The sequence below is a fragment of the Kiloniellales bacterium genome (assembly GCA_030064845.1).
Classification (GTDB): domain Bacteria; phylum Pseudomonadota; class Alphaproteobacteria; order Kiloniellales; family JAKSDN01; genus JASJEC01.
This window is the reverse complement of the sequence record JASJEC010000047.1, coordinates 1-20575: the sequence shown is the minus strand read 5'-3', so window position 1 is coordinate 20575 and position 20575 is coordinate 1. Positions and strand designations below refer to the sequence as shown.

Annotated in this window: 19 protein-coding genes; 13 read left to right on the top strand and 6 right to left on the bottom strand. The window is 66.6% G+C overall.

Going from position 1 to position 20575, the window contains the following annotated elements; translation table 11 throughout:
- Window positions 1-17: 17 nt before the first annotated feature.
- Window positions 18-491 (bottom strand): 4Fe-4S dicluster domain-containing protein, encoded by a 474-nt coding sequence (locus tag QNJ67_15520; protein MDJ0610385.1) that lies wholly within the window; start codon window positions 489-491, stop codon window positions 18-20.
- Between the two features lie 90 nt (window positions 492-581).
- Window positions 582-848 carry a hypothetical protein gene (locus QNJ67_15515; protein ID MDJ0610384.1) on the bottom strand — a complete coding sequence of 89 codons (267 nt, stop codon included), beginning with the start codon at window positions 846-848 and terminating at the stop codon, window positions 582-584.
- Window positions 849-971: 123 nt separating this feature from the next.
- Between QNJ67_15515 and xdhC the strand changes: the two genes are divergently transcribed.
- The 7 genes from xdhC to QNJ67_15480 are packed head-to-tail and all read left to right on the top strand — an operon-like array spanning window position 972 to window position 8574.
- Window positions 972-1994: a xanthine dehydrogenase accessory protein XdhC gene (gene xdhC, locus QNJ67_15510; protein ID MDJ0610383.1), complete on the top strand. Its 1023-nt coding sequence runs from the start codon at window positions 972-974 to the stop codon at window positions 1992-1994.
- Window positions 1970-2446, top strand: coding sequence for a nucleoside deaminase (locus QNJ67_15505; GenBank protein ID MDJ0610382.1), 477 nt, complete (start codon window positions 1970-1972; stop codon window positions 2444-2446). The genes xdhC and QNJ67_15505 overlap by 25 nt, the downstream gene beginning before the upstream one ends.
- Window positions 2447-2503: 57 nt before the next feature.
- A complete protein-coding gene (locus QNJ67_15500) occupies window positions 2504-4069 on the top strand; it encodes an ABC transporter ATP-binding protein (protein ID MDJ0610381.1) in 1566 nt (521 codons plus the stop codon).
- On the top strand, window positions 4053-5132 hold the full coding sequence (locus tag QNJ67_15495) for an ABC transporter permease (protein MDJ0610380.1): 1080 nt from the start codon (window positions 4053-4055) through the stop codon (window positions 5130-5132). Before QNJ67_15500 ends, QNJ67_15495 begins: the two co-directional genes overlap by 17 nt.
- Complete coding sequence (locus QNJ67_15490) at window positions 5129-6061, top strand: ABC transporter permease (protein ID MDJ0610379.1); 933 nt, start codon at window positions 5129-5131, stop codon at window positions 6059-6061. The genes QNJ67_15495 and QNJ67_15490 overlap by 4 nt, the downstream gene beginning before the upstream one ends.
- A gap of 29 nt (window positions 6062-6090) precedes the next feature.
- On the top strand, window positions 6091-7176 hold the full coding sequence (locus QNJ67_15485) for a BMP family ABC transporter substrate-binding protein (protein MDJ0610378.1): 1086 nt from the start codon (window positions 6091-6093) through the stop codon (window positions 7174-7176).
- 60 nt (window positions 7177-7236) lie between these two features.
- Window positions 7237-8574: a tetratricopeptide repeat protein gene (locus QNJ67_15480; protein MDJ0610377.1), complete on the top strand. Its 1338-nt coding sequence runs from the start codon at window positions 7237-7239 to the stop codon at window positions 8572-8574.
- Window positions 8575-8584: 10 nt separating this feature from the next.
- Here the strand turns inward: QNJ67_15480 and QNJ67_15475 are convergent, their stop codons facing one another.
- Window positions 8585-9163 (bottom strand): hypothetical protein, encoded by a 579-nt coding sequence (locus QNJ67_15475; GenBank protein MDJ0610376.1) that lies wholly within the window; start codon window positions 9161-9163, stop codon window positions 8585-8587.
- A 144-nt stretch (window positions 9164-9307) separates the two neighbouring features.
- A complete protein-coding gene (locus tag QNJ67_15470; GenBank protein ID MDJ0610375.1) occupies window positions 9308-11194 on the bottom strand; it encodes a PhoX family phosphatase in 1887 nt (628 codons plus the stop codon).
- Window positions 11195-11408: 214 nt separating this feature from the next.
- On the opposite strand from QNJ67_15470, the gene QNJ67_15465 reads away from it, so the two are divergent.
- The 6 genes from QNJ67_15465 (at window position 11409) to QNJ67_15440 (ending at window position 17254) form a co-directional block, all read left to right on the top strand.
- A complete protein-coding gene (locus QNJ67_15465; GenBank protein ID MDJ0610374.1) occupies window positions 11409-11888 on the top strand; it encodes a GFA family protein in 480 nt (159 codons plus the stop codon).
- A 173-nt stretch (window positions 11889-12061) separates the two neighbouring features.
- On the top strand, window positions 12062-13234 hold the full coding sequence (locus QNJ67_15460; GenBank protein ID MDJ0610373.1) for a cysteine desulfurase family protein: 1173 nt from the start codon (window positions 12062-12064) through the stop codon (window positions 13232-13234).
- An 85-nt stretch (window positions 13235-13319) separates the two neighbouring features.
- On the top strand, window positions 13320-14318 hold the full coding sequence (locus QNJ67_15455; GenBank protein ID MDJ0610372.1) for an aldo/keto reductase: 999 nt from the start codon (window positions 13320-13322) through the stop codon (window positions 14316-14318).
- Between the two features lie 355 nt (window positions 14319-14673).
- Window positions 14674-15408: a hypothetical protein gene (locus tag QNJ67_15450; protein ID MDJ0610371.1), complete on the top strand. Its 735-nt coding sequence runs from the start codon at window positions 14674-14676 to the stop codon at window positions 15406-15408.
- A 70-nt stretch (window positions 15409-15478) separates the two neighbouring features.
- Window positions 15479-16366, top strand: a complete 888-nt coding sequence (locus tag QNJ67_15445; protein ID MDJ0610370.1) for an NAD(P)-dependent oxidoreductase — start codon at window positions 15479-15481, stop codon at window positions 16364-16366.
- Window positions 16367-16486: 120 nt separating this feature from the next.
- The gene (locus tag QNJ67_15440; protein ID MDJ0610369.1) at window positions 16487-17254 is read left to right on the top strand and encodes a hypothetical protein; all 768 of its coding nucleotides are present in this window, start codon (window positions 16487-16489) and stop codon (window positions 17252-17254) included.
- Between the two features lie 48 nt (window positions 17255-17302).
- Here the strand turns inward: QNJ67_15440 and QNJ67_15435 are convergent, their stop codons facing one another.
- Window positions 17303-18829 carry a glycosyltransferase family 39 protein gene (locus QNJ67_15435; protein MDJ0610368.1) on the bottom strand — a complete coding sequence of 509 codons (1527 nt, stop codon included), beginning with the start codon at window positions 18827-18829 and terminating at the stop codon, window positions 17303-17305.
- 291 nt (window positions 18830-19120) lie between these two features.
- On the bottom strand, window positions 19121-20155 hold the full coding sequence (locus QNJ67_15430) for a glycosyltransferase family 2 protein (GenBank protein MDJ0610367.1): 1035 nt from the start codon (window positions 20153-20155) through the stop codon (window positions 19121-19123).
- Between the last annotated feature and the right edge of the window lie 420 nt (window positions 20156-20575).

Genomic DNA, 20575 nt, shown 5'->3' with positions numbered 1-20575 from the left:
ACCCCCAGGAACTCCATCTACTGGCCGGGTCGGGCGTAGGTCCGGCGGGCCCAGTCCTGCATGCGGTCGTAGCCGGTCCAGTCGGCCTCGACGTAGGTGATCGCGTCGGTCGGGCAGGCCTCGGCGCACTGGGGATCGCCGCCGCAGAGGTCGCACTTGACCACCTTGCCGGTGTCCGCGTTGTAGTTCACCGTGCCGAAGGGACAGGCGATGGTGCAGACCTTGCAGCCGACGCAGGTCTGCTCGTTGACCTCCATGGCGCCGGTGGCGGGGTTCTTGGTGATCGCCTCCACCGGGCAGGCGTGCATGCACCAGGCCTCGGCGCACTGGGTGCAGGTGTAGGGAATCGCGTGCCGCCCGTGCTCGAACTCGAAGACCTTGATGCGCGACTTGGCGGGATTGAAGCTGCCCTCGTGGTGCAACGAACAGGCCATCTCGCACTGGAGACAGCTCGTGCATTTCTCCGGATCGATCAACAGCGACTTCTGCATGTCCTGGCCCTCACTCCCCGCTTCAAACGCCCGATAGGGGCGAAGTCTGCCACAGGAGAGCACCATGCCGAAACGCGAAAATGCCAGCCGCTACAGGATGGCGTCGCCCAGCTCGCCCTTCTTGGCGTTCCATTCCGCCGGCTGCAGCACGATGATCCGGTAGCGCTCGACCAGGCCGGCCAGAGCGCCGCTCCGCTTTTCATAGTATTGCGGCAAACGCCCCGCCCCCGTCACCGCGGAGATGTCGGGGCCGGGCTCGATGTGGTCGGCGATCGCCTCGGCGCCCTCGGGCCCCATGACCGTCAGGAGCCTCGACCAGCCGTGATGGGTGAAGCCGTAGAGGCCGTAGAGGATCATGGCCGATTTCCATAGCAGCGCGTGCGCAGGGAGGCCAGTCCGCGACGGCAGACCTCGACACGGGGGCCCTGCCCGAACATATAAGGGGCCGGAGAGCGACCACCGGACGGGGAAGAGAAAGACATGAACGACTGGATCGCGGAACTGACAGGCGTCCTCGAAGCCGGCGGGCGGACGGCGCTGGTCACCGTGGTCGCGACCCTGGGGTCGACCCCGCGCAAGGCGGGCACCAAGATGATCGTCACCGAGACGGGGATCGCCGGCACCATAGGCGGCGGCCAGCTGGAGTACGTGGCGATCCAGAAGGCCCGCGATCTGCTCTCGTCCGGCGGCGGGCCGGCGCTCGAGACCTTTCCCCTGGGGCCGCAGCTCGGCCAGTGCTGCGGCGGCAGCGCGCAGCTGCTGTTCGAGGCGCTCGACGGCGCGGCCCTCGCCTGGCTCACTCGCGCGGCCGAGCCCCTGGAGGCGGCGGAGCCGGCGGTCCTGCTGACCGGCGGCGGCGACCCGGGCAAGCAGGTCCTCAGCGGCACGGAGCTGCGGGAGTCGACCCTGGCCGGCCGCCTGAGCGCCGAGCGGAGCGTCCTGGTGCACGAGGAGGCGGACGGCGGCTTCTGGGTCGCCGAATGGCTTCACCGCCCGGCGCAGCCGCTCTTCCTGTTCGGGGCCGGCCACGTCGGCCGCGCCCTGGTGACGGCCCTCGCCCCCCTGCCCTTCCGGGTCACCTGGATCGACAGCCGCGCCGAGGCCTTTCCGCCGGAGCTGCCGGCCAACGCCACAGCCGAGCTCTGCGAGCCCCAGCGCTACGCGGTCGACCGGGCGCCGGCGGACTGCCTCTTCCTGGTCATGACTCACAGCCACGCGATCGACTTCGAGGTCTGCGAGGCGGTTCTGCGCCGCGGCGACGCGGCCTACCTCGGCCTGATCGGCTCGCGCAGCAAGCGCGCCCGCTTCCTCAGCCGGCTGACCGCCCGGGGCCTGCCCGCCGAGCGCCTCGAGTGCCCGATCGGCGTGCCCGGCATCGGCGGCAACGAGCCCGAGGTGATCGCGGCTTCGGTCGCGGCCGACCTGCTGCGCCGCGCCGAGGCCCTGCAGCAGGCCGCGCGGGAAATGGCCGAAGGCGCATGGTCCTCGACGGCCGGGCGCTGATGGGCCGCGCCGTCGCGCTGGCGGCGGCGCGCATGCGGGCGGGCCAGGGCGGCCCCTTCGGCGCCGTGATCGCCCGCGGCGGCGAGATCCTGGCCGAGGCCGGCAACCAGGTGACCTCGCTGAACGACCCGACGGCCCACGCCGAGGTCCAGGCGATCCGCGAGGCCTGCCGCAAGCTGGGCCGCTTCAGCCTAGAGGGCTGCGAGATCTACTGCAGCTGCGAGCCCTGCCCCATGTGCCTGGCGGCTATCTACTGGGCGCGGCTCGACCGGATCACCTACGCCAATACCCGCGAGGACGCCGCCGGCATCGGCTTCGACGACGCGGCGATCTACGGCGAGATCGCCAAGCGCCCCGCGGAGCGGAGCATCCCGATGCGGCACATGCCGCTCGACGAGGCGCGGCAAATTTTCGAGGAATGGCGGGATAAGCCAGACAAGATCATGTATTGATGGCGCGGGGCCGCCGCGACCGGGGGGAAACGCGGCGGCGGTTTGGGGAAGGAGCTCATGCGGATGCGGCGGGACGGCGGCACGCCCCAGCTCGAGCTGCGCGGCATCTCCAAGGCCTTCCCCGGCTGCCAGGCCAACGACGGTATCAGCCTCCGGGTCATGCCCGGCGAGATCCACGCCCTGCTCGGCGAGAACGGCGCCGGCAAGTCGACCCTGGTCAAGGTCATCTACGGCCTGCTGCAGCCGGACTCGGGGACGATCCACTGGGACGGCCGGCCGGTCGGCGGGCTCGACCCCAAGGCCGCGCGCGCGCTCGGCATCGGCATGGTGTTCCAGCACTTCACCCTGTTCGAGGCGCTGAGCGTGGCCGAGAACATCGCGCTCGGCCTGCCGGGCCGGCAGGACCTGGCGGCGCTCTCGGAACGGATCCGCGGGATCTCCGAGAGCTACGGCCTGCCGCTCGCCCCGGAGCGGGAGGTGCATGCGCTCTCGGTAGGCGAGCGCCAGCGGATCGAGATCGTCCGCTGCCTGCTGCAGGACCCCAGGCTGCTGATCATGGACGAGCCGACCTCGGTACTGACACCCCAGGAGGCCGAGCGCCTGTTCGAGACGCTGCACCGCCTGGCCAGCGAGGGCTGCGCGATCCTCTACATCAGCCACAAGCTGGAGGAGATCCGGACGCTGTGCCACCACGCGACGATCCTGCGCGCCGGCCGGGTGGTGGCCGAGTGCGACCCGACCCGAGAGTCGGCGCGCAACCTGGCGCAGATGATGATCGGCGAGGAGCTGCGGCCGCCGGCCCACAAGGCCGGCCAGAACCCGGGCGAGGCGCTCCTGACGGTGCGCGCCCTGAACGCACCGGCCACCGAGCGCTTCGGCGTCGCCCTGGAAGGGATCGCGCTCGAGGCCCGGGCCGGCGAAATCGTGGGCATCGCCGGGGTCGCCGGCAACGGCCAGAACGAGCTGATGGCGCTCTTGACCGGCGAGACCCGGGCGGCGGACGGTGAATCCGTGGTCATGCTCGGCCGCCCGGTCGGCCGCCGAGGCCCACGCGCCCGCCGCGCGCTGGGCGCCGCCTTCGTGCCGGAGCAGCGCCTCGGCCACGGCGCCGTGCCCGGCCTGACCCTGGCCGAGAACGCCTATCTCAGCGGCTACGCGCGCATGGGCCTGACCGCCGGCGGCCTGGTGCGCGCCGGCGCGCGCGACGCCTACGCCCGCCGCGTGATCGCGGACTACGACGTGCGCACCGCGGGCATCGAGGCCGACGCCGGCAGCCTGTCGGGCGGCAACCTTCAGAAGTTCATCGTCGGCCGGGAGATCCTGCAGGAGCCCCGCCTCATGATCGTCGCCCAGCCGACCTGGGGCCTGGACGCCGGCGCGGCCGCGGCGATCCACGCCGCCCTGGTTGCGCTGGCCGAGCGCGGCAGCGCAATCGTCGTGATCTCCCAGGACCTCGACGAGATCCTGGCGCTCAGCGACCGCTTCTTCGTCATGTCCGAAGGGCGGCTCTCCGCCAGCCTGGACCCGCGCGCCGTCTCGGTCGAGGAGATCGGCCTCTTGATGGGCGGCCTGCACGGCACCGAGCCGCTGCAAGCCGTTCCGACCCATGTTGCCGAGGCTTGAGCCCCGGGGCGAGGCCGCCCGCTGGCTGGTCTACGTCACGCCGGTCCTGGCGGTCGCGCTGACGGTCGCCAGCGGCCTGCTGCTGTTCGGCCTGATGGGGCGGGACCCGGTGCAGGCGGTCTACACCTTCTTCGTGGTCCCGGTCAGCACCGCCTACGGGCTTTCCGAGCTCTTCGTCAAGGCGACGCCCATCGTGCTCTGCGCCGTCGGCCTGGCGCTGGGCTTCCGGGCCAACGTCTGGAATATCGGCGCCGAGGGCCAGCTGACCCTGGGCGCGATCGCCGGCGGCGGCCTGGCGCTCTGGTTCCACGACGCCCAGTCCGTCTTTCTGCTGCCCGCCATGATGCTCGCGGGCATTCTCGGAGGCATGGCCTGGGCGGCGTTCCCCGCCTGGCTCAAGACCCGCTTCGACACCAACGAGATCCTTACCAGCCTGATGCTGACCTACGTCGCGACTCTGGCGCTGAGCACCCTGGTGCACGGCCCCTGGCGCGACCCCGAGGGCTACAACTTCCCCGAATCGCGCCTGTTCCACGATGCCGCCGTGCTGCCGATCATCTGGGAGGGCACGCGCCTCCACGTCGGGGCGCTGATCGCCCTGGCCGTCGTCGCGGCCGCCTGGGTCCTGCTCTCGCGGACGCTGATCGGCTTCCAGATCAAGGTGATTGGCGGCGCGCCCAAGGCCGCGGGCTTCGCCGGCTTCAGCCGCAAGGCCATGATCTGGCTGACCCTGCTGGCCGCCGGCGGGCTGGCCGGGCTGGCCGGCCTGTTCGAGGTCTCGGGCCCGATCGGCCAGCTGATGCCGACGGTCTCGCCGGGCTACGGCTTCACGGCGATCATCGTCGCCTTCCTGGGACGCCTCCATCCGCTGGGAATCCTGCTGGCCGGGCTGATCGTCGCGCTGTCCTACCTGGGCGGCGAGACGGTCCAGATCGAGCTCGGCCTGCCCCAGGCCGTGACCGGCGTGTTTCAGGGCCTGCTGCTGTTCTTCCTGCTGGCGAGCGACGTCCTGATTCGCTACCGGGTCCGCTTCGACCGGCCGAGCGCGGCGGCCGGCTCATGAGCGCCGAGCTGGCCTGGGTCGTGCCGACCCTGCTGACCGTGATCGGTGCCTCGACGCCGCTGCTGCTGGCCGGCCTGGGCGAGCTGGTGACCGAGAAGTCGGGCGTCCTCAACCTGGGCGTCGAGGGCATGATGCTGATCGGCGCCGTGGCCGCCTTCGCCGCCGGCGTCACGACCGGCAGCTGGATCCTGGCGATCCTGGCCGGCGCGCTGGCCGGCATGGGCCTCGCCTTCCTGTTCGGCGTGCTGACCCTGTCGCTGCTGGCCAACCAGGTGGCGACGGGCCTGGCGCTGACCATCTTCGGCATCGGCCTGAGCGCGCTGCTAGGCGCCGGCTTCGTCGGCACGCCCTACCCCGGCCTGCCCAAGCTGGACCTGCCGCTGCTCTCCGACCTGCCGGTCCTGGGCCCCCTGGTCTTCGGCCACGACCTGCTGGTCTACCTCTCGGTCCTGATGGTCGGCCTGGTCGCCTGGTTCCTGGCGCGGACCAAGGCGGGCCTGGTCTTGCGCGCGGTCGGCGAGAACCAGGAGGCGGCCCACGCCATCGGCTATCCGGTGATCGCCACCCGCTACCTCGCCGTGCTGTTCGGCGGGCTGATGAGCGGCCTGGGCGGCGCCTACCTCTCGCTCGCCTACACGCCCATGTGGGCCGAGAACATGACCGCGGGGCGCGGCTGGATCGCCCTGGCGTTGGTCGTGTTCTCGACCTGGAAGCCGGCGCGGGTGCTGCTCGGCGCCTATATTTTCGGCGGCGTCACCATCCTGCAGCTCCACGCCCAGGGGATCGGCATCGAGGTGCCCTCGCAGATCTTGTCGATGCTGCCTTATCTTGCGACCATCCTGGTGCTGGTGCTGATCTCCAGGGACAGCGCGCGCCTGCGGCTGAACGCGCCGGCCTGCCTGGGCAAGGTGTTCCACCCGGCGGCGTGAACAGGAACGTTCGAATAGGGGAGAGAGACATGTTCAAGAAATTCTCGGCGGCCTGCGCCTTCCTGGCCCTCGCGGCCGTTGCCGGACTCGCCGCCGCGCCGGCGGGCGCCGCCGATCCGATCAAGGTCGGCTTCGTCTACGTCGGTCCGATCGGCGATCACGGCTGGACCTACCGCCACGACGTCGGCCGCCTGGCGATCGAGGCGGCAATGGGCGACAAGGTCGAGACCACCTATGTCGAGAGCGTCAGCGAGGGCCCCGACGCGGAGCGGGTGATCCGCCAGCTGGCGTCGGGCGGCCACGACCTGATCTTCACCACCTCCTTCGGCTTCATGAACCCGACCGTCAAGGTGGCCAAGCGCTTTCCCAAGGTGAAGTTCGAGCACGCCACCGGCTACAAGCGGGCCGACAACGTGGCGACCTACATGGCGCGCTTCTACGAGGGCCGCTACATCGCCGGCATCGTGGCGGGCCACATGACCAAGTCCAACACCATCGGCTACATCGGGTCCTTCCCGATCCCCGAGGTGGTGCGCGGCATCAACGCCTTTATGCAGGGTATGCGCACGGTCAACCCCGAGGCCACGGTCAAGGTCGTCTGGGTCAACACCTGGTACGACCCGGGCAAGGAGGGCGACGCCGCCAAGGCGCTGATCGACCAGGGCGCCGACATCGTCCTGCAGCACACCGACTCGCCGGCGCCGCTGCAGGTCGCCGAGCAGCGCGGCGTCTACGGCGTCGGCCAGGCCTCCGACATGGTCGCCTTCGCGCCCAAAGCGCAGCTCACGGCGATCATCGACAACTGGGACGGCTACTACGTGGAGCGGGCCAAGGCGGTGGCCGACGGCACCTGGACCTCGGGCGACACCTGGGGCGGCCTGAACACCGGCATGGTCGAGATGGCGCCCTACAGCAAGGACATCCCGGCCGAGGTGGTGGCAAAGGCCGAGGCCGCCGAGGCCGCGATCAAGGCCGGCACGCTGCACCCCTTCCAGGGCCCGATCACGGGCCAGGACGGTACGCTGAAGGCGAAGGCCGGCGAGACCCTGAGCGACGAGGTGCTGCTCGGCATGGACTGGTACGTCGAGGGCGTCGAGGGCAGCATCCCGAAGTAGCGCGAACGAAAGCAAGGCGGCCGACGGGCGCTCGGTTCGGCCGCCCGGGAAGGGAGAGCTATGTTCCAAGACGAACGCGGCCACGCGATGACCACCGGGAGCGCCGAGGCGGCCAAGGCGCTCGACGGCGCGGTCCACGGCTTCCTGCACTGGAAGGCGGCGGTCATGCCGGACATCAAGGCGGCGCTGACGGCCGACCCCGACTTCGGCTTCGCCCAGGTGGTCAACGGCCTCTTGCTCCTCGGCGCCCGCAACGCCGCCTATGGCGGCAAGGTTGCTGAGTCCCTGGCCGTGGCCCAGGCCCGCGCCGCGGACATGACCGCGCGCGAGCGGCTCTACCTGAGCGCCATGGAAGCCGCCGCCGCGGGCCGCATCGCCGAGGCGGTCTCCTGCTACGAGCAGGTCCTGATAGACCACCCGACCGACCTGCTCGCCCAGCGGCTCAGCCAGATGGAGCTGTTCTGGCTCGGCGAGATGGCCTGGTCGGAGGACATCTCGGCGCGGGTCGCGCCCCACTGGAACGAGCGCGTGCCCGGCTACGGCATCCACCTGTCGTGCCGCGCCTTCGACCTGGAGGAGACCCACCGCTACGAAGAGGCGGAAAGGCTGGGGCGCCAGGCCGTGGAGATCGACCCGAGCGACGTCTGGGGCACCCACGCGGTCGCCCACGTCCTGATCATGCAGGGCCGCCACGACGAGGGCGTCGCCTGGCTGGACGGCCTCAAGGACAACTGGGGCGAGGCCAACCAGATGCAGCTGCATCTCTGGTGGCACCGCTGCCTGTTCCACCTGGAGCGGGGCGAGCCCGAGGCGGTGGTCGAGATCTACGACGCCTGGGTGCGCAACCGCGCGCATCCTCTGCTGAAGGCCGTGCCCGACCTCTACATCGACCTGCAGAACGGCGCCTCGATGCTGCTGCGCCTCGAGCTCGGCGGGATCGACGTGGGCGACCGCTGGGACGAGCTGGCCGAGATCGCCCTGGCGCGCCTCGACGACCACACCAGCGCCTTCACCAGCGCCCACTTCGCCGTGATCCTGGCCGCCGCCGGGCGCTTCGCCGAGGCCGCGCGGCTGATCGAGTCCATGCGCGCCTTCGCCGCCGACGACCAGGGCACCCTGGGACCGCGCTATCGGGCCGCGGTGATCCCGGCCGCGGAGGCCGCCGTCGCCCACCGCGAGGGCGACCACGCGGCGGTCATCGCCGCGCTCATGCCGGCCCGGCGCATGCTCTGGCAGATGGGCGGCAGCGACGCCCAGCGCGACCTCTTCTTCATGATCCTGGCCGATTCCCTGGCCAAGTCCGGGCGCGGCGACCTTCTCGCCGTCGTGATGCGCGACGTGGCGGCCGCCGGATTCGCGGACCCGGAAGGCCGCGCCGGCTACCGCGCGGCGGCTTGAGGCCGGTCCGTCAGAAGCGCTTCGGCCAGCAGCCGAGGCAGCGGGTGAAGGTAAAGCGCGCCGGCTCCATGACCAGGGTGTCGGCCGCCTCGTCGACGTTGCCGCTGATCGCGCTGAACGGCAGGGTGAGCACGAAGATCATCGAACCGACGATGGTGCCAACCAGGGAGATCGGCCGCACGAAGAGCCCGTCGAAGGCCATCCCCCCGGCGCCGCTGTCGTACTGGAGGCCCTGAGCGGAGAGCCCGCCGGTGGTCGAGAGGCTGACCTCCGAGGCGCTGGGGTCGTCCTGGTCCTGCGCCCGCCGCTCCCGTTCGACGGGGACGTAGTCTTCCATGCTTTGCACCTCCCACTGCCCGTCGGGTTGGCGGCAGGCGACACCGAAGGCGACGACCTCCTGGTCGGCGATGATGATGGTCTGCTGGAACTCGCGGCAGTCCTGCTCTTCCTCGGTTCTCTGGGCGGTCTGGGTCGTACGGGTCGGCGAGACGTCCTGATGGGGACCTTCGGCACGCACACCGTTCTCCGGAACGGCGCCGAGCGCGGCGCAGAAGAGACCCGCGGCGAAAAAGCGTCCGAGCTTTGGCATGGCTGATCTCCCCCGTTCTACCCCCGCCCCCGGCGCCGGAGCGTTAACCACGGCACCTTTTCGACCCCTCAATTCTAGAGCAATTCGGGGCCGAGGGGAATTGCGGCGCGCGCTCCCCGTTAACCTTCCTGGTCACCTCGGCCGTCAGCCGAGGATACCGCCGTCGTCGCGCGTGATGGCGATCACGGAGGAGCGCGGCGTCGTGTTGCCGCCGTCGGGGAAGTGGCTCTCGACGTCCTTTTCGCCCGGGTGCTGGATGCCGACGAAGAGCGTCCGGCGGTCGGCGCTCCAGGTGATGCCGGTGACCTCGCAGGCATTCGGCCCGACCATGAAGCGCTTGATTTCGCCGGTCTCCGGATCGCCGACCAGCATCTGGTTGTTGCCCATGCCAGCGAAGCCCTTGGCGTCGCTGTAGTTCCCGTCGGTCTGGATGTACAAGAGCCCGGTGGTATCGAAGCCGAGGCCGTCGGGCGAGTTGAACATGTTCTCGGGCGTGACGTTCTTCGACCCGGCGTTGGCGTCCTTGTGGACTGTCGGGTTGCCGCACATGACGAAGAGGTCCCAGTCGAAGCCCGCCGCCGCGTGGTCGCCCTGGTCCGGCATCCAGCGCACGATCTGGCCATAGAGGTTCTGCTTGCGCGGATTGGGGCCGCCGACCGGTGTCGGGTCGCCGCCCTTGTTCGGCTTCCTGCCCCGGTTCTTGTTGTTGGTCAGCGCGCAGTAGACCTCGGCCTTGCGCGGATTGGAGACGACCCACTCGGGCCGGTCCATGGTGGTGGCGCCGACCGCCGAGGCGGCCTGGCGCGTATGGATGCAGATCTCGGCCTGGCTGTTCATGCCGGTCGCCTCAGGCGTCAGCGCGATCCAGCGGCCTCGGCCATCGTCGTCGAACTTGGCGACGAAGAGCGTCCCGCTCTCCAGCAGGTCCCGGTTATCGCCGCCCACGGTGTAGCGGCCGTCGCTGACAAAGCGGTAGAGGAATTCGCCGCGCTCGTCGTCGCCAAGGTAGACCACGACCCGGCCGTCCGGCGCCACGACCAGCTCGGCGTTCTCGTGCTTGAAGCGGCCCAGGGCCGTGCGCTTCTTCGGCGTCGAGGCCGGATCGAAGGGATCGATCTCGACCACGTAACCGGCCCGGTTGGGCTCGTTGGGGTGCTTGGAGATGTCGAAGCGCTCGTCCGCCATCGCCCAGGCGTAGCCCCAGTCCTTGTTGCCGACGCCGTAACGGCTGAGCTCGGCGCTCGGCTCGTTGCTCTCGTCGCTGCTCGAGAAGTAGCCGTTGAAGTTCTCCTCGCAGGTCAGGTAGGTGCCCCAGGGCGTGCGCCCGTTGCCGCAGTTGTTCCAGGTGCCGAGCGACTTCGTGCCCGAAGGATCGGCCGCGGTCTTGAGCAGGGCGTGGCCGCGCGCCGGGCCGGTGATCTCCATCGGCGAGTCGGCCGTGATCTTACGGTTGAAGGGCGAGTCCTTGACGATCGACCAGCGGCCGTCCTTCCGGGCGATCTCGAAGACGCTGACGCCGTGGGCCGCCTTGCCCTTGCGCACGTCGTCCACGGTCTCCGGCAACTTGCTGTCGCGCGCGCCGTAGATGATGCTCCGGTTGGTGTACTCGCAGTTCACCGCCAGGATGTTGCGGCCGTCCTTGGTGAAGAGCGCCATGCCGTCGGTGTTGTCGCCGAAGGCCCGTTCCTGGCTCTCGCCCGTGCCGCGCGTGGCGTGATCGAATTCCACGCCGTCGGACCAGAGCGGGTCGCCCCAGCGGGCGACGATCTGCCAACTGTAACCCTCGGGCAGAGTGACCGTGTCCAGGCCGTTGGCGGCCACGGCCTCGAAGCCGAGGCGGCTCGCCGCGCGCGCCGAGACCGGCGTCAGCGCCGAGGAGCCGAGCACGAAGGCGCCGAGCCCGAAAGCCGCGCCCCTGGCGAGGAAGCCACGGCGCGAGACGATATCGGCGAAGTCGGAGGTCTCCGGCCTCGGGTAGTTGATCTCGTCGAACTCGTCGAAGGAGACTTCATTACATCCCGTGCACGACATGCTTCCCTCCCCTTGTTTCGGAACTGGTCGGCGTGCGGCCCTCGAGCGATCTGCGACCCGCGCTGGTAATCCGCGGGGCGCGTCCGACCATGCTTTCAGGTATGATGCAAAGTCCTTGCAGCAATATGACGTTCGAGGCGCTTTGTTTCACCCCTTTTCGGCCGCCCTGGCGCCGCGGCAAGACGGACTCTCGGACCAGCGGATCAGGCCAACCGTGAATCAAGACTTCGCACCCTTGGAAGGTGGCTGCACCTGCGGCGCGGTGCGCTACCGCATGACCGGCCCGCCGATGTTCGTGCACTGCTGCCACTGCCGCTGGTGCCAGCGCGAGACCGGCTCGGCTTTCGTCATCAACGCGCTGATCGAGACGGATCGCCTGTCCCTGCTGCAGGGCCGGCCCGAGGCCGTGATGACGCCCTCGGAGAGCGGCAAAGGCCAGAAGATCCTGCGTTGCCCGGCCTGCAAGGTCGCGCTCTGGAGCCACTACGCCGGCGCCGGCAACGCCATCGCCTTCCTGCGCGTCGGCACCCTGGACGAGCCGGACCGGGTGCCGCCGGACATCCACATCTTCACGGCCTCGAAACAGCCCTGGGTTATCCTGCCGCCCGACATGCCGTCCGTGGACGCGTTCTACCGCCGGAGCGCGTACTGGCCCGAGGAAAGCCAGGCGCGGCGCCTGGCGGCGCTTGGATAGCGGGCCAAAGTAGATGTGCCTAGTCGGCGCCATCACCCTTCGACAGGCTCAGGGTAAGGGTAATATGTTTCAGACGCTCACCCTCATCCTGAGCTTGTCGAAGGATGACGTCGATCAAGAATTCCTAAGTCTTGCAGCCTGCTGAAGAAGTCCTCCAAGGCAGAACACACCCCATGACCAATCGCCCGCAGATTTACCTCGACTACCAGGCGACCACGCCGCTCGACCCGCGGGTGCGCGCGGCCATGGACGCGTTCCTGGACGGGGGCGGCGGCAATCCCCACTCGTCGACCCACCGCTACGGCTGGCAGGCGGCCCAGGCGCTCGACGCGGCGCGGCGCGAGGTCGCGGCGCTGATCGGCGCCGGTCCCGAGGAGATCCTCTTCACCTCGGGCGCGACCGAGGCCAACAACCTGGCGATCCTGGGCCACGCCGCGGCCGTGCCGGGCAAGCGCCACATCGTGACCTCGGCGATCGAGCACCCCTGCGTGCTCGGCGCCTGCCGCCACCTGGAAAGCCAGGGCTATGACCTGACCCTGCTGCCGGTGGATTCCGAGGGGCTGGTCGGCCCCGGGGCGCTCGAAGCCGCGCTCCGCCCGGAAACGGCGCTGGTCTCGGTCATGCTGGCCAACAACGAGATCGGCACGGTCCAGCCGGTAGCGGAGCTGGCTGCGCTCTGCCGGGCACGGGGCATCACCTTCCACACGGACGCGGCCCAGGCGGCCGGCAAGATCCCGGTCGACGTCGGGGCGCTCGGCGTCTCGCTGCTCAGCCTCTCGGCGCACAAGATGCACGGGCCCATGGGCGTGGGCGCGCTCTACCTGAGGACCGGCACCGCGCTGGCGCCGCGGAGCTTCGGCGGCGGTCAGGAGCGCGGCCTCAGGCCCGGCACCGTGCCGGTCTGGCTCGCCGTCGGCTTGGGCGCGGCGGCCAGGATCGCGCGCCAGGAACTCCCGGCGGAGGCGCCGGCGACGGAGGCGCTGCGCGACCGGCTGCTGGCGGGACTCCGGGCCCGAATCCCGGACCTGGCGGTCAACGGCGCGCTCGGCCCGCGCCTGCCCGGCAACCTCAACCTCCGCTGCCCCGGCGTCCACGGCGAGGACTGGCTGATCGCGGCCGAAGCCGTCGCCGCCTCGACCGGCTCCGCCTGCGGCTCGGGCAGTCAGGAGCCCTCCCACGTGCTCCAGGCCCTGGGGCTCGGCCCCGAGGAGGTCAACGCCTCGGTCCGCCTCGGGCTCGGCCGCTTCACGACGGAAGCCGATATCGACCGGGCGGTCGAGGCGCTGGGCGACGGGCTCGCCGCGCTCAGGACCGGGCACTCCGACGAGGATCTCAAGCGGGCCTGAAGGCTGCCGGCTATTTCTCGCCGCGCGCGCGGCCGCTATAACGGCGGGCGCAGGGGACGGCGGAACCGGAGGCGGCGAGAACGGGATGCAGAAGCGAGCACTCGGCAGAGGCGGCCCCGCCGTCTCGGCGATCGGTATCGGCGCCATGTCGTTCACGGCCTTCTACGGCCCGACCACCAAGGAGGCCTCCTTCGAGGTTTTGCGGACCGCGCTCGAGCTGGGCATCGATCATATCGATACCTCGAACGTCTACGGCCGGGGCCTGTCGGAAGAGGTGATCGGCGCGTTCCTGTCCGAGCACGGCGGCCCCTCGCCTTTCACGATCGCCACCAAGGCCGGAATCACCCGCGACCCCGATACGGGAAAGCGCTGCTTCGACAACTCGCCGGCCCATCTGGAAGGCGAACTGGACGGCAGCCTGAAGCGCCTCGGGTTGGACTCCGTCGACCTCTTCTACGTCCACCGTCGCGAAGCGAGCCGCCCGATCGAGGAGGTCACGGAGACGCTGGCCGGCCTGGTCAAGGCGGGCAAGGCCAGAAGCATCGGGTTCTCGGAGATCGCGCCCGCCTCGCTCCGCCGGGCATCCGCCGTGCGCCCCGTCGCGGCCGTCCAGTCGGAGTATTCCCTATCGACCCGGTCGCCGGAGGTGGGCCTGGTGCAGAACTGCGCGGACCTTGGGACCGCGCTCGTCGCCTTCTCGCCGGTCGGCCGCGGGCTGCTGACCGACCGGCCGCCGAGCCCCGACAGCGTCGCCCAGTCGGACTTCCTGAAAGTGAACCCGCGCTTCAACGGCGAGAACCTGCCCGCGAACCTGCGGCAGAGCGACAGGTTCCGCGCGCTCGCCGCCGAGATGGGAACCAGCGCGGCGGCGCTCGCGATCGCCTGGCTGCTGCATCGGGGGCCCCACGTCATCCCGATCCCGGGGACCCGCTCCCCGGCGCACCTGCGGGAGCTCGCCGCCGGCACCCAACTCGGCCTTTCCGACGCGGACCTGGCGCGGGTCGAGCAAGCGCTGCCGATCGGATGGGCCCAGGGCGACCGCTACTCCGAGGCCCAGTGGATCGGCCCGGAGCGTTTCGCCTGAAGCGCGCCGCATCCTAGGGCGGATCATGCTCTAGCAGGGTGCTGAGAAAGTGCCTAGCCGGCACCAACACCCTTCGACAGGCTCAGGGTGAGGGCGAAATGTTTCAGCCACTCACCCTCATCCTGAGCTTGTCGAAGGATGAGGGTGATCAAGGGCTCAGGCGTTTTTCAGCACCCTGCTAGCTCGTTCAATCATCCCATCGCCCTCAAGGTCTGCTATCGAGAAGTGAGTGTCCACCGCGGGCGCGGCCGGTGCCGTGGCGCCGCGCGCCCGGCATTCTCGCCGATCCCAGGCTTATAATGCCGGTGCCCCTCGTTCCGGGATGCCGGCGAAACGACAAGAGGGGAGACTTCTCATGATCCGACTTCGCGGCTTCGCCATGCTCGTCAACTGCGTCCTGCCTGTCTTGTTCGTCGCGGGGATCGGCTGGGCCTCCACCGCGCTCTGGACAGCGATCGAGACCGAGTTGAGGCCGCCCGTCACCCAGCTCATCGCGGACGCCGAGAACCTGGCCGGTCACGCCCGCACCGCTGCGATAAGCGTCGAGAAAGGCACCCAGATCGTGCGGGCCGAGGCTGCAAAAGTCCAAAACAGCGTCACGGCAATCGTCGAACCGCTGACCTCGTTCAGGATCAACGTTCCGGCCTTCAACGTGCCGTTCCTGAACCTAAAACAGTGCAAGCCGAACCTGAAGATCAAGGAGAAGCTCAACATCGGCTCCTGCTTTCCGAAGGTGAACGTGCTGGCCAAGGTCAACAGGAACATCAATGACGGTCTCAAAAAGGCCTTCGCCAAGCCGCGAGCCGAGTTCGCAAAGATCTCTGCCTCGATCGAGCGGGCGCAGGACGAGTTCGACAAGCTGCGCCCGCTGGCCGACGCCTTCCGCGCCCAGGCGGCCCAGTTCGAGGCCCGTGCGGCGGGCCTCGCCGCCTCCCGCGACCGGATCGCCACGCGCATCGGCGGGATCGCCCGGGTCGCCGGTTATGCGCTGGGCGCGCTCAGCCTCTGGGCGGTGCTCAGCTACCTGCTCTGGATCCAGGACCGACTCGCCATCGGGTGGCACATGCTGCGCCACGGCACCCGGCCCTGAGCCGCTTCACTGGCAGCCCGGCCGTGGTCCGGTAAACTGACTGCGAAGCAAGGATAAGGAGAATTGGCTAATGGCAAAGATTGCGTTCCTGGGGCTCGGAAAGATGGGCAGCGGCATGGCCGGCTGCCTGCTCGGGGCGGGACACGAGCTCCGGGTCTGGAACCGCTCGGCGGAGAGAGCGGAGCCCCTGGCGGCTAAGGGCGCCAGGATCGCGGCCTCGCCCGCCGAGGCGGCGGCCGGGGCCGACGCCGTCTTCTCCATGGTGGCCGACGACGAGGCCTCGGAACGCCTGTGGCTCGCCGAGGACGGCGCTCTTTCCACGGCGTCGGATGCGCTCGCCATCGAGTGCAGCACGATCTCGCACGAGCACGTCGGCCGCCTGGCCGAGGCGGCGGCCGCGCGCGGCTGCGCCTATCTGGACTGCCCGGTCAACGGTCCGCCCTCGGCCGCGGCCTCCGGCGACCTGATCCTGCTGGTCGGGGCGGCCCAGGAGGACCTGGAACGGGCGCGGCCCATGCTGGAGGCGGTCTCGGCCTCGATCCTGCACTTCGGCCCCGTCGGCACGGGCACCGCCTTCAAGCTGATCAACAACCTGCTGGGCGCCGTGCACATCGCCTCGATCGCCGAGGCGGCGCACCTCGCGCGCAAGCTGAAGCTCGACACGGAAACGCTGATCGCGGCGGTCGAGACCGGGCCCTGCGCCAGCCCCCACGTCAAGCGCATGATCCGGCCCATGGCCGAGGGCCGCCTCGCCGATCAGTTCGGCCTCGCCATCGGCCTGAGGGAGAAGGACTCGCGCTATTGCCTCGGCATGGCGGAAGCGTTCCAGACCGGCCTGTCGGTCGGCGAGGCCGCCTACGCCTGGTACCGGCTGGCCGCGGAGACCCTGGCCGACCATGACGATTCCGCCATGCTCCAGGTCGCGACCGAGCACAACGGCAAGCTGCCGGGGCGGTAATGCTTAGGACATTGGAATCGTGCTGCGATTGCTACATGGACCGCGAGATGACAATCTCCTACAAATTCTTGGTCATCGGATTTTGTGGGGCCGAATTTCTAGGGATTCGGAAGACGGTGCATGATGCAAGCCAGTAGCCAGCAAGAGTGCGCGCCCAGCGCGACCTTCATTATCCTCAGCTATGCACGCCCACAGAACATCCAACGTATGCTGGACGCCATCGTCAATGCCCGGTCATGTGGCCGAATCATTCTTAGTAACAACAATCCCGAGATCAATATCCTGAATTATATCGACCCCTCACCGGAGGTTCTGGAGGTCGTGCAACAGACCGAAAGGTGGGAGCCGGTTAAACGTTGGTGTATCGCCAGGGAATGCGGAGGCGAGTATTTCGTTTGCATCGATGACGACCTTTTTCTGACCTCAAAACAGATCGATATGCTGGTGGACCAGATCGTCGCCGAGCCCAGAGTTCCGCACGGAGTCTGGGGGGAAAAGATCACAGTCGAGGGCGGGGGATTCAAACTGGAGAGAGGTTTGTTCAACTACTCCGGGGAGGTGGATGTGTTAAACCGCGCCTATGCCTTCACCCGAAGTCACGTCCGGCGGATCTTCGATCTCATGGCCTACCTTGGGGTTGAGGATCCAAGGACACTAGGCCGGGGTGACGACATTCTGCTGAGCTTTTCGGGCACGGGGCGACCCCAGTGCCACGACCTGGGGCCGCTCGAAAACTGCCCGACCTCTAATCAGAAGGGCATCGCCCTCTGGCGAGAGGAAGGTTTCTATCAGGAGCGACTCAAGAAGTTCCAGCGTTTGCATCGTCTTAGGCAACATGAAAAGCTCTCCGCCCAGGGGGCTCAGGCTGGCGGTGTGCGGTACTCTTGATCAAGACTCGCCCGCGCTCGATATGCGGCTGAAGTTGCTCTTCAGCACTCATTCCGCAAATTTTCGCCCAAAAATGTACCGCCCATCGATGACGGCTAAGATCCTGTAATGCCTTTGAAGGTGAACATTTAGCATTCGACGTGCTTCAGGCTTGTCAGACAGGTACCATTCACGATGCTTTTTCACGATGAATGTCGGTTTGTTTTTAAGCACCCTTGCCATTTCGCTGTTTGTCGATGCGCCTCGCCCAGCGAAGGATTCCAGTATGAACTCCTTCGCGATGTTGGACGGGTGCGTCGTAGCCCTTGTCAGGGGCTTTGTTTCGGTAAGCCAGTAAACAATATGGTCGGTCATCAAGTACACTGGCTTCTTGTCAGGATTCGCTTCCTTGAGGAAAGCCGATATCTTGAATGCCGGCCCAAACATAAGTGGCTGCCCCGAAGCCCAGCGTTCAGCAACGTGCCAGTATGGCAGCGCTAAGGATCTTAAAGAAACAAGGACGGTCAACACAAAAACCAGGAGAACTGGAAGACGGTAACGTGCGATCGCCAGGCGGTCGATAAAAGCGCCGGCAATGAGCGAAAAAAAGGGGACAACTTGAATCAGGTAGTGTTGATGTGCAGCGCCGCTTGATACAACGGAGTAGGCAGTTCCGAATAGAAAAACGCCGATCAGAATTATGCCCTGCCTTTGCTCGTCAGAAAGCTGGCTTCGGATACTTACTAACCAAATGGTTCCGGCCAGAAAAGTCACCCAAAGGGCTCCATTTGTGCTGAACCCATTCTCTACCAGCAATTGGAGACCCTCGAGAAACGTGTAACCTGATCCGCTATAGTTCAGCGGGGCCAAGAAGACCGATGAGATCCACAAATCGCTGTGCCCAAGCACTAAATAGGGGAAAAACAGCAACGTTACTGGAAAAAATCCACCCAGAACATAGGCGCAAAGTCCGGCATAAAAGTTGGAATTTGAGCGCCGGATCATATTAATCGCCAAATAGAAGCCGACCAGTACGGCGACATAAGCCAGGTTCAATCGAATCATGGCCGCCGCGGAAATAAGAAAACCGGCTGCGAACAATACGCTGATCGTATGTTTCTTCTCGCATAGGAGAGCTAGTGCGCCAACTAAAGGAAGCATTGCGATCGTTTCGGTCATGGTGGCCTGACCCGACCGCGTCATGCTGACAAATACAATGCATAAAATGGCAGCGAGGAATCCTGCCCTGCGATTCCAGATGGATTTTCCAACCAGATAAATTAAGAAAGCCGTTCCTGTTAGGAAGACTAGGCCACCAATTCGTACAGAAACTATACTGTCCCCAAAAACACCGATAATCAACGCAAAAGTGACAAACGATAAGGGAGGCTTGATGTCCCATAGCTCCAGATACGGCAGCCTTCCATCCAATATGTTTTGCCCCATTAAAATGAGAGTGCTCTCGTCCCAATCTACAACGGCTGGAAAGAAGAATGGCAGTCTTACGACGACGGTCACGGCCAGCAATAGGATGAATACGGACACATCAGATGAAGGCCTCATGCTTCTTTGAACAACATCTGTCAATCCGGCCATCCTCGAGATGCCTCCCCGCGCTGCATTACCCCAGTTTTAGACAATAAGCGCCTCTCCTAGTGCGCGGAACTTTTTAGGGTTGAGTGAGTAGAAAGTGGCGATGAGAATTGCAAGGCCCAACTGGTTTGGATTTCTTCCTGGTAGAGCTTCGACCAAGCGTAGCTTCTTCGACAAGTCGACTGGCCGTATCTCATGCCGAATGTTCAGCAAAAGTTACATATCATAAAGCGACCTGCACATATGACTTTTGAGAATACAAGGCGGTATATGCTGCGCCGCACGCACCCGACGTCATTGCGCACCCTGAGGCGGTCGCGACACTGAGGCAGACGTCTCAAACTGTTCCTTTTCCATTTGAGCGAGCTCCGAGGGGGCAGCATCATTCAATAAATAAAGTGGCCGGCCTTTCGATTCGTTGAATAAACGACCCAGATACTCGCCCATAACTCCCAAGACAACCATTTGGACGCCGCCCAAGAACAGGATGACCACCATCATTGATGGCCAGCCTTGTACGGGATCACCAAAGATAATTGTTTTTATGATGATCCACACACCGCCCAAGAAGGCCAGTAAAGCAATGAGCAGGCCCATGTAGCTGGACAGACGAAGCGGTGCGGTAGTAGCCGAGGTGATGCCTTCTATGGCCAAGTTCCACAGCTTCCAATAGTTCCACTTTGTGTTACCGGCATAGCGTCGATCTCGATCATAAGCGATTGCCTCTTGGCTGAAGCCGACCCACGCAAAAATACCCTTCATGAAACGATGGCGTTCGCGAAGCCTTTTGACGCCTTCCACCGCCCGGCGGCTGAGCAGCCGAAAATCTCCCGTATCTGGGGGAATCGGCACTTCGCCGACGCGAAGCATCAACTTGTAGAAAAGTACCGCAGTTACTTTCTTCAGCCACGCGTCGTCCGCTCTCGTCTTGCGCTTGGCATAAACGACGTCGACACCTCTTTCGCGCCAAGGTGCGATCAGCTCTGGAATAAGCTCTGGCGGGTCCTGTAGGTCGGCATCGATCACGACGACGGCATCCCCGATAGAATGATCGATGCCGGCCGTGAGCGCGATTTCCTTTCCAAAGTTTCGGCTAAGATCGAGCACCGTGACCCGCGGATCCCCTTCCCTCAAGCGATAGAGTGTTTCGAGCGTCGTATCCCGGCTACCGTCGTTGACGTAGACGATCTCGGACCGAAGCGGTAACTGCTCCAGAACCGCCGTCAGCCGTTGGTGAAATGTCTCAAGGACGGCTTCTTCGTTATAGGCAGGAACAACAATCGAAACCGAGGAACGGCTTGTTGCATCCAGGCATCCGAAGGCTTCCATGGCGGTTCATATAGCACTTTCCATCGGATGGCCGCAAAAGGATAGAGTTCCCCGGCGGTGATGAGACGGTGCTACACGCGACACGATCTTCGGGGTCCTTTGAGGAACATTCGATTTATCCTCCGCGCTCGGCGTTTCATCGCTCAATACTCTGCGATCACCATACCGCCGTTCGGTCCTGCGAGTTCCACATCGCCGCGCGCCCCGCCATGCTCCAGGTCACGACCGAGCACAACGGCAAGCTACCCGGGCGGTGACTTTCAGCTGCGGGGCGGCTCCGACCGTCAGGAGCAGCCGGGGCCGAAGCTGGTGCCGTCGTCCGCCGAAGCGCACCAGCTCCCGGCGTGGCCGCTCGCATGAAGGCGGTGCAGTGTCTCGCCGATCAGTTCCGCGCTGTAGGAGAACTGCTCGAGATTCTCC